Origin of the sequence: Anaerostipes sp. Marseille-Q3525 (assembly GCF_018223505.1) — a bacterium.
Classification (GTDB): domain Bacteria; phylum Bacillota; class Clostridia; order Lachnospirales; family Lachnospiraceae; genus Anaerostipes; species Anaerostipes amylophilus.
In genome coordinates this window covers 17,274-30,556 of the sequence record NZ_JAGTTT010000012.1, presented here as the reverse complement: position 1 = coordinate 30,556, position 13,283 = coordinate 17,274, and the positions used below count along the sequence as shown (strand labels likewise).

The following is a 13,283-nucleotide window of genomic DNA, read 5'->3' as shown; positions in this document are numbered from 1 at the left end:
TATTTTGATTACATTGCTTCGTAAATTGCTACGACATCATCTAAGATCTTTTCATCTGTGATTCCAGATACTTCTTTTAATGCAGCTTTTGCTCCATTTGCTTTGATCTTATCCTGTAATTCTACGCTCTGTGGATCTTCTGCATTGTCATATTTTAATGCTGCTGCCATTCCTGCTAACAACGCATCAACTGGAAGATCATATTCTAATGCTGTCATGGTTGGTTTTGTTAAACGGTCTGTTGCACTTAATTTTCTTAATGGTTCTCTTCCTACACGAGCTGTATCATCTACAAGGTATGGGTTTTTGAAACGATTTAAGATCTTGTCGATATATTTAAAGTGAGCATCTTTGTCAAATCCATATTTGTTGACTAATGCCATACCACTCTGCTGCATTGCTTTTTTCACTGTCTTAAAGATTTCATCGTCTGCGATACTTTCATCGATCGTCTTATATCCTTTGTAGTTTCCAAGATATGCTGTGATGCAGTGTCCTGTATTTAATGTAAATAATTTTCTTTCAATGTATGCCATTAAGTTATCTGCAAGGTTCATTCCATTGATCTGAGGAACCACTCCCTTAAAGGATGCTTCTTCTACATTCCACTCATAGTAGTTTTCTACGACTACGTCGATTGGATTATCTAAACGTACTGGAGGTACGATTCTATCTACGGAGCAGTCTGGGAATCCAACATATTTGTCTGCGTATGCTTTTTCTTCGTCATTTAAGTTCCCATAAACAGCTTCTTTTAACTGAGAACTTGCTTTGATTGCGTTTTCACAAGCGATGATATTTAAGTACTTTTCAGAACCATTTTCTTTTCTTGCTTTGATTCCTTCTGCAATAGATGGAGCGATAATTGGAAGAATTCTTACTCCAACAGCTGTTGTAATGATTTCAGCTTCTTTGATCTCATCGATCAGTTCAGGTTTTGTTGAATTTACTGCACTGATGTCTGTGATCACGATTTCTTTACTTTCTACATCTTTTACATAAATTGTATATTTTTTGTCTTCATTGATCTTATCAACGATTTCCTGGTTTACATCTGCAAATACAACATGATATCCTGCTTCACTTAACAGTCCACCGATAAATCCACGTCCAATATTTCCTGCTCCAAACTGAATTGCTTTCTTCATTTTCTTCACTCCTAAAATTAAAATCTAAATCTATAAGTATATGTTTTAGGTATTTAATAAGCGAGAATGATTTCCCGCTTATTAAATTGACCTTGTCTGCTTAAATCTTATTTAAACATTTCCATGATTTCGTCAACGTTTTCTGTTGTTTTTAACTGTTCCAGTCTTTCTGGATCTTCGATGATCTCTGAAATCTTAGCTAATAATCCAAGATGTTCATCACCGATTCCAGCGATACCGAATACTAACTGTGCTTTTTCACCATCAAAGTCTACACCTTCTGGATACTGAAGCATTACGATACCAGTTTTCTGTACATTTTTCTTAGCGTCACCTGTTCCATGAGGAATTGCTACACCTAATCCCATGTATGTTGTCACTGTCTGCTCACGTTTTACCATGGCATCGATATAACCTTCTTCAACGTATCCAAGTTCATTTAACAGTTTTCCTGCTGCTTTGATCGCTTCAAATTTGTCGACTGGTTTTAATCCTGTTTTGATTCCTTCTTCTACAAGGATTTTTGAATTTCGTGTAACAACTGGTGTTTCTGCCTTTTCTTCAACAGCTGCTGCTGTCTGAACGGCTGGATCTACTTTTGCTGTCATCTGTTCATATAATCCGTCTAAGTTTGGATCCTGTAAGAAGTTATTGATAATTACTAACTGTGCCTGTGGTGCAGATTTTCTAGCTCTGTCTGCTAAAACTGCCTGAACAACTGCGATATCACAATCTGCTGGAATATTATCTACAGATGTATTGATAACTGTAAGATCTGGTCTCTGTGCTTTCACACGATTTCTGAATTTTGTAGCTCCCATTGCGGAAGATCCCATTCCTGCGTCACATGCAAATACGATTTTCTTCACTTCGTCTGCTGCTTTCTTTTCTCCTGGATCAACTGTGATTCCTTTGGATTCTGCTTTTTTAGCTGCCATATCGCTCTGTGCATCTTCAAGGCTCTTACCATCTGACATACGGATAATTGGTGATGCGATCAAGAATGATACTGCTGTTGCGATCAATACTCCTAAGATTGTCAATGGCATCTGAGCTCTTGGTGACATTGATAAGTAAGCGATGATAGATCCTGGTGAAGATGGTCCAACAAGTCCGCATCCTGTAAATGTAAAGAATGTGATCGCACAAATGTTACCAACGATCGGAGCGATGATCACGATAGGGTTCATCAGGATATATGGGAAGTAAATCTCATGAATACCACCGAAGAAGTGAATGATGATCGCACCTGGTGCAGATGATTTTGTTACTTTGTCTTTGGAGAAGATTGCATATGCTAATAATACTCCAAGTCCTGGTCCTGGATTTGCCTCTAACATGTACATGATAGATTTACCAGCTGCTTTTGCCTGTTCAATACCGATTGGTGTAAAGATACCATGGTTGATAGCGTTATTTAAGAATAATACTTTGGCAGGTTCGATAAAGATTGCTGCTAAAGGTATTAATTTTGCTTTTACAAGTACGTTAACTCCTGCTGTTAATACTGCTAATACTGCTGACATGAATGGTCCGATCAGGAAATATCCGATGATCGCTACGATCATTCCTAAGATACCAACGGAGAAGTTGTTAATTAACATCTCAAATCCAGCTGGCATATGTCCGTCCATTGCTTTGTCAAATGTTTTGATAACCCATCCTGCAAATGGTCCCATTACCATGGCTCCCATTAACATTGGCTGTCCATCAAATCCACCAACTCCGGCGATACAACCCATGACTGCGATTGCACCCATAACTCCTCCACGGTCTCCACCGACCTGTTTACCACCTGTGTAGGCAATGAGCATTGGTAATAAGAATGTTAACATGTATGGCTGAATGGATGCTAATTTTGCGTTTGGAATCCATCCGTCTGCGATAAATAATGCTGTAATGAATCCCCATGCGATGAATGCTCCGATATTAGGCATTACCATTGCACTTAAAAATTTACCGAATTTTTGTAATCCATTTTTCATTTACAATATCCTCCTTTTGTTTTTATCTTCTCTTCATTTTATTTTCGTAATAGTTGCCAAGGCTTGTTTCAAGTTCTGCCTCGACTGCATTTCTGTTTTTCTCGAATAAATAGGTGATGATCTGGTCTTTCTCGGCTAATGCCCCGCTTATTTCACTCATAATTTCACGGTAGGCCTTACTTACATCTCCCTGTGGAACAAGCATCAGGATCGCTCCCTTGATCGGCTGTCCATTTTCGATGATCTCATCTTTTAAATAAACAAATCCGAATCTGCAATGTCTGACACCTTTCGTTTCACAATGTAAAAATAATACATTCATACTCGGAATAAATGTGCTTGCGATATTCTCGCGTTTGTTTAATGCAAAGGTGATCTCTGCTGCCATCGAATCATTTCTTGCAAATAATCCTCCGGCGTAATCGATCAATTGTTCCTTGTTCTTAATGTTTTCACCTGTTGATATTTTAATATTATCTAAAACCTGTAAGATCTCCTGTCCAAGAAGTGTCATATACTCGATGTCTTCTCTTCCGACTCTTTTTACTGGCTTTACAGCCTTTGCCGGATTCAGTTTTTTCTTCTTGTCAACATTTTTGATCATGGCACTGATCATTTTCTTATCTGTCTCTGTTAAAATGGAGTTCACATAGACATTTGGAAATGTCAGATTTAATTTTGCTGTGGAAATGATAAAATCAATTCCTTCTTTAATAAGTTCTTCTTCCTTGATATCCGCTGTGGAAATGATCTTTTGTACCATCAGCTGCGGAAATTCTTTTTTCAGATGAACTGCTAACATATGTGATGTTCCCATTCCATGTGGGCAGGCAACATAGACTGATAATTTTTCTTCTTCGTCTTTTTGCTGCTCGATCGCTACGCAGAAATATAAAGCAATAAATCCTAACTCTCCTTCTGGGAGTTTTTCAATATGTAGTTCTTCTTTTAAGAAATCACACGCTTTGATTGTTGCTTTATAGATTTTGGAATATTTTTCTTCCAACATATCGATGTACTGGTTTTCTGTAAATACACCTTGTTTCATTCGATTGATCGCTGGCTTCATATGATTACACAAACCATCGATCAATACTGTATTTTCAAAAAATTCCATTTCCAAAAGTTTTTCCATCTCCACAATGATCCTCATGACCAGCTGTCTGACTTTAAAACTTTCTTCATCGATCTTGTTTTCACTGTTATTCTTCCATATCTTTGCTGCTAACAACTGCATCGCTATGTTATATACTTCACCTTTGGAAACTTGATGTCCTACAAAGTTGCTTAGCTTGGTACCAATCCAGTTTGCTATCTGGCATTCTGGCAAATGAATGATTGCTGTCAGATCTTTTTCTTCTTTGATCTCATGTCCAAATCTTACTCTGTTTTGTGTTACCAGAAGATATAATCTCAAATGTCTGATAGAATGATCTGTATACTGGATATCCAGAACTTCCTGCATTCTCTCAATAATATCTCTGGTGTTGTTTAACATCTGTGGTGTAAGATCTGGAAACATTCGTTCTTTGATCTTCTTTTCTTCCTCAAACAAAACTTGTAAGGAACGTCCTCTCAGCCTCTTTCTTAATACCATTGTCACTGCCTGACGGTAATCTTCTTCTTTTCCTTCCCAGTAAATTCCCATCCCTGGTCTGCGGTAAAGAACCAGATTATAGTGATCAAGCCACTTTTCAATCTCTTCCAGGTCATTGCTTAATGTTGCATCCGAAATATGAAAAAGGGATGTAAAGTAAAAATATTTGAGTGGTTCGTTGATCGTTAGCAGATCAAGTAATATGATCGTCTGCCGATCCGCTTTACTATATACTGGTTTGTTCTCATCCATATCAACAAGTTCCTTGATGAATTTTCTTGTTTCTGAATCTTCATCCACATACAACCCGATTCTTGGTTTCTTGACCAGTTTAAAGTCGTTTTCCTCAAACCATTCGTTGATGCGTGGCATTTCTCTTAATACGGTTCTTGAACTTAATTTCAGTTTTTCTGATATTGCCTGTATTGTAATTGGATTGTCAGCATTGAAGGTTGCTAACATCTCAATGATAAGTTTCTGTCTTTTTGTTAATCCGGATTTCTTTGACATTCTGTATCATCCCCCTTCACGTATTATTATATATACAATGGGTGGTTTGAACAAGGAATTGATATGATGGTTTTGACGACATTCAATAGTGACATTTTGTTGTCAGTATTTATAGTTTGTCAGTATTATTTCATGACAAGTTTTGATTGTAATAGTGTTGCATGTATGAGTCAGAAAGAAGATAAGAAGAACTATTTATAAGAAAAAAGGATGACACTCCGCATTTTTGAAAGCGTTTTTTACAAATCGCTGATCCGCGCCTGTTCCTTCGATAACTCGCTTGCTGCGAGCCAAAATGCCCGCAGCTACGTTCAAACAATCGACCACAGGGCGCTGCGAATTTGTAAAAAACGCATTCAAAAAGTGCTCATGTTGTCATCCTTTTTTCTTATAAATAGTTCTTCTTATCTTCTTTCTGACTCATACAACGGAACGCTATTCAAATCACTACACATTGTGTATGTTAAATGGTATTGGCTGATAAGTTTTGGATTCGTTGACAGAAGGTCAATGAAATTCGTTTTTCGTACCTCTATCTTTTTTATGAATACTCGATACATTTCCGTTATACAATTACAATTTAATTAGTAAATACTATCTCTAAACACAATCTTACGATATGCTTCAAATCGTAACCAGCGGTTAAAGAATTCGCTTCCTGGTTTGTATCCTTGTTCTTTTAATTCTGCAAATAACTTATCTGCTTTTTCTTTGGAATCTACAAGTATTTCAAATCCACGTCCGTTGATTAATGGTAACCCTTTGTATTCGTATTCTTCGATTGGCTGGATTGCTACTACCTTGCGGTCTCTGATCTGTACGGCTACTTTGTCTCTGAATACGATGACATCGAAGTAGTCTGGATAGTGATAGCTTTCTCCTTCGACTGGAATTTCATCTCCGATCGTGTAGGATTTTCCGGATGGTTTGATCTTTGTGACTGTCATACTTTCCATATTGTAGTAGAATTCTTCAAAGATGTCTCCATTTGCTTTTAATTTTCCGTGTGCGAAGACGCATTTTAAGTCTGTTTCTTCGTCAACTTCAGAGTTTTTGATAACTCCGCATGCGGATGTCATATTTGTGATGCGGTCGATTAAGATTAATTCTCCTAATGTCTTATGATCATCAAATTCGTCTAATACGATCTCTTCCTGCAAAATGACATCACATACTGCGATCTCGTTCTTTCTTAAGTTATTTGCTGGAATGTATTCTCCTGTGTTAACGTCGATCTTATACTGAATATTTGTCACAATTCCCGGAATTTCTTTTGTTCCGATTTTTACGAAATATTCTTTTCCTGGTAATAATTCTCCGTCATCCATCCAAAGAACTGTTGCTGTAAAGGATTTGCTGACTGGAAGTTCTGTTTTATTTGCCAGAACACATCCTCTGGATACGTCCACTTCACGGTCTAACTGGATGGTTACTGGGCGGCCTTTTTCAGCTGTCTGTGCATCTTTATCACCAATTAATAAACTCTTAACCTTTGCATGTTCTTTGCTTGGTAATGTCACGATCTCATCTCCGACAGAAATCTGTCCGGATTCGATCTGTCCCTGGAATCCACGGAATGTGTGGTTTGGACGGCATACTCGCTGAACTGGCATGTAGAATCCTTCTTCTTCGGATTTCTCGCGAACATCAACAGTCTCTAAGTATTCAAGTAATGGTTCTCCTGTATACCATGGGATGTTGTCTGATTTTGTTGTAACGTTATCTCCTTCTGTTGCTGATACTGGAATAATCTTTACATTTGCAAGGGATAATTCTTCCTGTAATTCTTTGATCTGTTCTTCAATCTTTCGAAATGTTTCCTGATCGTATTTTACAAGGTCCATCTTGTTGACTGCAAATACGAAATGTCTGATTCCCATTAACGCACAGATTCTTGCATGACGTCTTGTCTGTACTAACACTCCCTGAGATGCATCAATTAAGATGACTGCTAAGTCTGCAAAAGATGCTCCTACGGCCATGTTTCTTGTATATTCTTCATGTCCCGGTGTATCTGCTACGATAAAACTTCTTTTTTCTGTTGTAAAGTAACGGTATGCAACGTCAATTGTGATTCCCTGTTCTCTCTCTGCCATCAATCCATCAAGTAATAGGGAATAGTCAATCTTACCGCCACGGCTTCCGACTTTACTGTCTAACTCTAATGCTTCTTCTTGGTCTGTATATAATAACTTGGAATCATATAAAATATGTCCGATCAGTGTGGATTTTCCATCATCCACACTACCGCAAGTAATAAATTTTAATAATCCGATCATCTTAGAAATACCCCTCTCTCTTTCTTCTTTCCATGCTTCCTGCTGCTTCATTGTCAATAACTCTGGTTGTTCTTTCTGAAGAAACCGCACTTAATGTCTCATCAATGATCTCATCAAGTGTTGAGGCTTTTGACTCCACTCCTCCAGTTAATGGATAACATCCAAGGGTTCTAAATCTTACACTCTTATGTTCAATCTTCTCACCTGGCCTTAATTTTAATCTGTCATCATCGACCATGATGATATTTCCGTCTCTCTCGATGACTGGACGTTCTTTTGCAAAATATAATGGAACAATATCAATTTTTTCGCGTTTGATATATTTCCAGATATCTGTCTCTGTCCAGTTAGAAATAGGGAATACTCGAATGCTTTCTCCTTTTTTGATCTTAGAATTATACAATTTCCACATTTCCGGTCTCTGATTCTTAGGATCCCATGCCTGATTTTCATTTCTGAAAGAGAAGATTCTTTCTTTTGCACGAGATTTTTCTTCATCACGGCGACCACCACCGAAGGCCGCGGTAAATCCATATTTTGTTAACGCCTGTTTTAAGGCCTGAGTTTTCATGATATCTGTGTATGCAGCTCCACTATCAAATGGATTGACTCCCTGTTTCACTCCGTCTTCATTAATGTATTCTATCATGTCTAATCCGTATTTCTTTGCTGTATCATCACGGAATTTGATCATTTCTTTAAATTTCCATGTTGTGTTTACATGTAAAAATGGAAATGGTGGTTTCTCCGGATAGAATGCTTTTAATGCTAAATGTAACATAACAGAGCTGTCTTTTCCGATAGAATATAACATTACCGGTTTTTCACAAGAAGCAGCTACTTCTCGGATAATGTAGATTGCCTCTGCCTCCAGCTGGTCAAGATGTGATAATTCGCTCATTTTGATGTCCTCCAATCTAATACTTATTTGAATCTTTCTTGTTGATCTCTATGGTTTGTTCTTCTCCAGTATATTTTTTAATCTTCCAGAGAATGGTATCTTTACTTTCATTGACTGTCATTTCACTTCCCATGCCTCCGATATCGGCTCCAAGGAAAAATGCGATGGCTCCTGTTTTACATTCTTTTAAGCAGGATGTGCATCCCCAGCAGTCTTTTGGATATTTGATATATGCCTTTCCAGTTTCATCGGTTTTTATAAGACTTCCAGGACAGACATCTAAGCATCGCTTGCATCCAACGCATTTATTTTTATTAATTCTGATGCTCATATTGTTCATCCTCCTTTACAAGTTCACGTAAAATTACTTGAATCTTACCATCCACTTTCTTTGTATTGACATATTTTTTCCAGTCATCACTCTTTTGTGGATAGTCAAGATTCTCTGCAAAAGAATGCCATCTTGTCTCTTTTCTTGCCTTTAGATGTTCGATCAGAGTCAGACAGATTGTTAATCGTTCTTTTAGCTCGTAGTAGAACATCAGCTCATGGTAATCTTTGGCACTTAACTGTCCGGATAATGTGATCAGGTTATTGATCTTTTCTTTTGCAAGGTTTAAGCAGTTTTCATTAAACTGATAATGACTTGAGATTCCACCTGCATAGGCATCCATGACTTTCTGCATGGCTTCTTCCATCTGCTCGATCGTAAAAATGCTGTCTTTGTCTGATAAAATGTGATTATATTCTTTTACTTTATCATCTAATAACTGTTCTTCTTTGGCATCTGTTGTATCAAATGTCTGGGTTTTTAATTTCTCTACGATATCCAGTGCCGCTATCTCACCTTCTACCAAAGCTCCTGTCACATATTTCTGTGGACATCCTCCAGCAACATCTCCTGCTGCATACAGCCCATAGATCGTTGTTTCTCTCTTTGTATTGACCCAATAGCCGCTGGCAGTGTGTCCACCGACGATATATGGTTCAGTTCCTTCGATTTCCACATTTTGTTCGCTTGGATCTTTGCCTTGCTCAATCCATTTGAGAGTCTGGCTTGGTGCCATATTTAAATATGCTTTTTTAAGATCGGTATCTTTTTCTTTATCAATTCCTTCGGTTCTTAAGTAACAAGGACCTCTTCCTTCTAAGTTCTCCTGTGTTGTTCCATAAACACGCTGGGATGTCGTGATTCCGTATTTATCTTCATAAATTTCGCCTTTAGAATTGACCTGTTTTGCCCCGACTCCCTGAGCGATCGTTCCGGTTGGTGCGATCGTGTCTTTACATCTTAATGCAATAAAACGCATCTCAAAAGTTGTCATCTCTGCTCCAGCATCAATTCCCATCGCATATCCGGCTCCTGTATTAAATGGTGGATACCACATCTTATGTCTTGAGAATCCCGGATTGTTTGGCTTATAAAGTCCTGCTGTCCCGCCAGTTGCACAAAGGACTTTCTTCGCACGGATCTCGTAAGCTGCTCCATTTTCCATATGGAAACCGAAGGCTCCTTTGATCGTATTATCTTCCACGATATAATCGGTGATATTTAAATGATTGATCACTTCGACATCATTTAACTGATTTACTGCATCTGCTAAAATCGGTTTGATATTTTCTCCATTGATCTTAATGTTTCGGTTACCTCTGGCGACATATTCACCATTTTCATCTTTTAAGATGACCAGTCCTAGCTGTTCCATCTTTTTTGTCACTTCATTTAAGCGCTCTGACATCGTAAGAAGCAAGTCACCTCGCACGATCTCATCGGCATCTTTTCTTGCATAATCAACGTAATCCTGAGGTTTTCTTCCTTTTACGATATAAGCATTGATTGCGTTAACTCCGGCTGCTAAGCATCCGCTTCGTTTAATATTGGCTTTCTCGGCGATGACGATCTTTGCATCACTTTTTTCTCTGATGGTAAGTGCCGCATAACATCCAGCCGTTCCGCCGCCGATGATCAACACGTCGGTATGTATGATCTGTTGTTTTGTAATTTCCATGATCGTTCCTTTCTCAAATATTGATTAAATATAGAAGACATCGCCTTCCTGCATTTCTTTGTTCTCTAATAAATAAGTTTCTTTATCGTCAAATACATATAATCGATAGATCAAAACATCAACTTCTTCTCCAACTTCTACTCTGTCTTTTTCCAGAGAGCGTTCTGCTGTGACTTTGATTCCGTTGATATTAACGATCACATCCAATCGGCTTCCACTAAAGATTACATCTTCGACGATTCCTTTTTCTGCCGCACTCATGTATCGTTTTAGCTCACCTTTTTTCGCTAATTCAAGGAATTCCGGTCTGACGATCGCTTTTTGAGCATTTTCTATTTTTTCAAATCCTTTTAGGGATTCATAATTTTCTACAATGGATGATCTTCCAACAAACTGGGCTACAAATGGTGTTTTTGGTGATTTATAAATCTCTAACGGACTTCCCATCTGTTCGATCTTTCCATGATTTGTAATTAAGATCTCATCGGCTACTTCTACCGCTTCATCCTGATCATGAGTCACGAAAATGCTTGTAATCCCAAGTTTTGATACCATTTCTTTTAACCAGAGACGAAGTTCAGATCTTACTTTCGCATCAATCGCTGCAAATGGTTCATCAAGCAATAATACCTGTGGATTTGGTGCCAATGCTCTTGCAAATGCAACTCTTTGTCGCTGTCCACCAGATAACTGGTTTGGATAACGATTTTCAAGTCCGGATAATCCCGTAAGTTCTAATAGTTCAAACACTCTCTCTTTGATCTGTTTCTTTGGCATTTTTGCAATTTCTAATCCAAAAGCGATGTTATCAAAGACTGTCATATAACGGAATAATGCATAACTTTGGAAGACAAATCCAATGCCTCGTTTGGCTGCCGGAATATCGTTCACACGCTTTCCATCAATAAAGATATCTCCTGCATTTGGATTTTCAAGTCCTGCGATCATTCGAAGCAATGTTGTCTTTCCACTTCCACTTGGTCCAAGCAATGCTGCAAGTTTTCCTTTTTCAATCCCAAAACTTACATTGTCTGACGCCCGGAAGTTTCCGTATTGTTTATAGATATTTCTCATTTCTACATACATTTTATCTTCCGTCCTTTCCCTGTTGTTTATCCTGTGAGCGGTACCATGCGATATTTCTTAAGATCAGTACAATGACTGCGATTAATACTAAGACAGATGATACTGCAAATGCTGCTGTGATCGATGACGATGTTCCTGACATGTATAAAGCATCGATTTCCAATGGTAAGGTAAATGTCTCACCTCGTGTTTTGGAAAGTGCATTGACTGCACCAAATTCTCCTAATGCTCTGGCACTACATAAGATGATTCCATAGATCAGTCCCCATTTCATCTGAGGAAGCGTAATTTTTCGAAAGATTGTAAATCCACTGGCTCCCATTAGTGCTGCTGCCTCTTCTTCATCTTTTCCCTGTGAATTTAAGATCGGTATGATCTCTCTTGACACAAATGGAAAAGTAACAAAGATCGTTGCTAAGATAACTCCTGGAATCGCAAATGCAATTCGGATGTTTGTTCCAAAGAAAGAATTGATCGCACGGATCGCTGGATATGTCCATCCGAGTCTTCCAAATGTCATTAAGAATGCAAGTCCTACGATGACTGGTGAAATGGAAAACGGAATATCGATCAACGTTGCTAACACCTGTTTTCCTTTGAAACTGAATTTTGTTAATAAAAATGCTGCCATGATTCCAAAAAATGTATTGACTATAACTGCAATTAATGTTGCTAAAATCGTTACAAATAGAGCACTTTTTACATAATCTGTTGAAATCGCATCGACATAAAATTTAAATCCTTCATTTAGCGAATTTGTAATAACAGAAAATAATGGTAAAACTAACATGAGGATCATAAATAAAACACTGACCGTAATCAGGATGATCTTTGTTCGTTGTTTTCTTTTTTCAAACTTCTGCTGTTCATTCATGATCTTCCTCCTTACTGTGCGTTCACTCTTCTTGCCTGTCTTACCTGTATGATATTGATCACAAATAACATCACAAAGGAAATGATCAACATGATAAGAGCAATTGCAGTTGCACTTTTATAATCGATATAGTTTAATTTCTGCATGATCACATAAGAAATCATCTGTGTATGTTCTTTGGCACTGTTTCCTGAGATATAGATCACACTTCCGTATTCTCCAATTCCTCTTGCAAATGCCAGTCCAAATCCTGTCAATAATGCTGGCCTTAATTCTGGTAAAATAACCTTGAAAAAGGTTCTTGTCGGTGTTGCACCTAACATATAAGCTGCTTCTTCGTACTGGTCATCCATTTTCTCAAGTACTGGCTGAACTGCTCTTACGATAAATGGAATCCCGATAAATACAAGTGCGATCAAAAGTCCGATCCTTGTATAGGAAATCTTAATCCCAAAGTGTGCAAAGTATCGTCCAATCATTCCATCTTCGGCATACATTTTGGATAATGTGATGCCTGCAACTGCGGTTGGTAATGCAAACGGAAGTTCAATCATTCCATCCATTAACCGCTTCCCTGGAAACTCGTATTTTACAAGCACCCATGCGATGATCAGTCCAAATACCACATTGATCAATGCTGCAATAAAAGAGCTTCCGATACTTGTGATAAATGCATTTCTTACGGTTTCTTTTGATATGAGTGTAAAGAATTCATTCGGTGATAATTTTAATGCATAAGCAAATACCGATGCTAATGGGATCAGAACGATCAGTGATAACATCGTTACGGTAACTCCCATCGTTAATCCAAATCCCGGAATGACTCTTGCTTTTTTCGCTTTTTTTAATATATTGTTCTCGTTATTTGTATTGCTCATCTTCATTCCTGCCTTC

At 38.0% G+C, this 13,283-nt stretch carries 10 protein-coding genes; all 10 read right to left on the bottom strand.

Translation table 11 applies throughout. The annotated features are described in order from the left end of the window. Positions 1–8 precede the first annotated feature (8 nt). Positions 9–1,148 (bottom strand): mannitol-1-phosphate 5-dehydrogenase, encoded by a 1,140-nt coding sequence (locus KE503_RS07310; RefSeq protein ID WP_212384867.1) that lies wholly within the window; start codon positions 1,146–1,148, stop codon positions 9–11. Positions 1,149–1,255: 107 nt separating this feature from the next. Continuing rightward, the gene (locus tag KE503_RS07305) at positions 1,256–3,133 is read right to left on the bottom strand and encodes a PTS mannitol transporter subunit IICBA (protein WP_212384866.1); all 1,878 of its coding nucleotides are present in this window, start codon (positions 3,131–3,133) and stop codon (positions 1,256–1,258) included. Positions 3,134–3,155: 22 nt separating this feature from the next. Beyond that, complete coding sequence (locus tag KE503_RS07300; protein ID WP_212384865.1) at positions 3,156–5,240, bottom strand: BglG family transcription antiterminator; 2,085 nt, start codon at positions 5,238–5,240, stop codon at positions 3,156–3,158. A 584-nt stretch (positions 5,241–5,824) separates the two neighbouring features. Next, positions 5,825–7,519, bottom strand: coding sequence for a sulfate adenylyltransferase subunit 1 (locus KE503_RS07295; protein ID WP_212384880.1), 1,695 nt, complete (start codon positions 7,517–7,519; stop codon positions 5,825–5,827). A gap of 1 nt (position 7,520) precedes the next feature. Continuing rightward, positions 7,521–8,420, bottom strand: a complete 900-nt coding sequence (cysD, locus tag KE503_RS07290; protein WP_022374837.1) for a sulfate adenylyltransferase subunit CysD — start codon at positions 8,418–8,420, stop codon at positions 7,521–7,523. Positions 8,421–8,436: 16 nt separating this feature from the next. Next, entirely contained in the window at positions 8,437–8,751 is a 315-nt protein-coding gene (locus tag KE503_RS07285) for a 4Fe-4S dicluster domain-containing protein (protein WP_009264321.1), read from the bottom strand. Continuing rightward, a complete protein-coding gene (locus KE503_RS07280) occupies positions 8,735–10,429 on the bottom strand; it encodes an adenylyl-sulfate reductase subunit alpha (RefSeq protein WP_212384864.1) in 1,695 nt (564 codons plus the stop codon). The genes KE503_RS07285 and KE503_RS07280 overlap by 17 nt, the downstream gene beginning before the upstream one ends. A gap of 24 nt (positions 10,430–10,453) precedes the next feature. Continuing rightward, positions 10,454–11,515: an ABC transporter ATP-binding protein gene (locus tag KE503_RS07275; protein WP_022374835.1), complete on the bottom strand. Its 1,062-nt coding sequence runs from the start codon at positions 11,513–11,515 to the stop codon at positions 10,454–10,456. Between the two features lies 1 nt (position 11,516). Continuing rightward, positions 11,517–12,389, bottom strand: a complete 873-nt coding sequence (locus KE503_RS07270; RefSeq protein WP_212384863.1) for a sulfate ABC transporter permease — start codon at positions 12,387–12,389, stop codon at positions 11,517–11,519. 11 nt (positions 12,390–12,400) lie between these two features. After that, positions 12,401–13,273, bottom strand: coding sequence for a sulfate ABC transporter permease subunit CysT (gene cysT, locus KE503_RS07265; RefSeq protein WP_055198319.1), 873 nt, complete (start codon positions 13,271–13,273; stop codon positions 12,401–12,403). Positions 13,274–13,283: the final 10 nt, after the last annotated feature.

Bases quoted from the DNA above. Each gene is read 5' to 3' on its own strand.
- KE503_RS07310 (WP_212384867.1), bottom strand. From the start codon at position 1,148: ATGAAGAAAGCAATTCAGTTTGGAGCAGGAAATATTGGACGTGGATTT.
- KE503_RS07285 (WP_009264321.1), bottom strand. From the start codon at position 8,751: ATGAGCATCAGAATTAATAAAAATAAATGCGTTGGATGCAAGCGATGC.
- KE503_RS07295 (WP_212384880.1), bottom strand. From the start codon at position 7,519: ATGATCGGATTATTAAAATTTATTACTTGCGGTAGTGTGGATGATGGA.
- KE503_RS07275 (WP_022374835.1), bottom strand. From the start codon at position 11,515: ATGTATGTAGAAATGAGAAATATCTATAAACAATACGGAAACTTCCGG.
- KE503_RS07300 (WP_212384865.1), bottom strand. From the start codon at position 5,240: ATGTCAAAGAAATCCGGATTAACAAAAAGACAGAAACTTATCATTGAG.
- KE503_RS07305 (WP_212384866.1), bottom strand. From the start codon at position 3,133: ATGAAAAATGGATTACAAAAATTCGGTAAATTTTTAAGTGCAATGGTA.
- KE503_RS07270 (WP_212384863.1), bottom strand. From the start codon at position 12,389: ATGAATGAACAGCAGAAGTTTGAAAAAAGAAAACAACGAACAAAGATC.
- KE503_RS07280 (WP_212384864.1), bottom strand. From the start codon at position 10,429: ATGGAAATTACAAAACAACAGATCATACATACCGACGTGTTGATCATC.
- cysD (WP_022374837.1), bottom strand. From the start codon at position 8,420: ATGAGCGAATTATCACATCTTGACCAGCTGGAGGCAGAGGCAATCTAC.
- cysT (WP_055198319.1), bottom strand. From the start codon at position 13,273: ATGAAGATGAGCAATACAAATAACGAGAACAATATATTAAAAAAAGCG.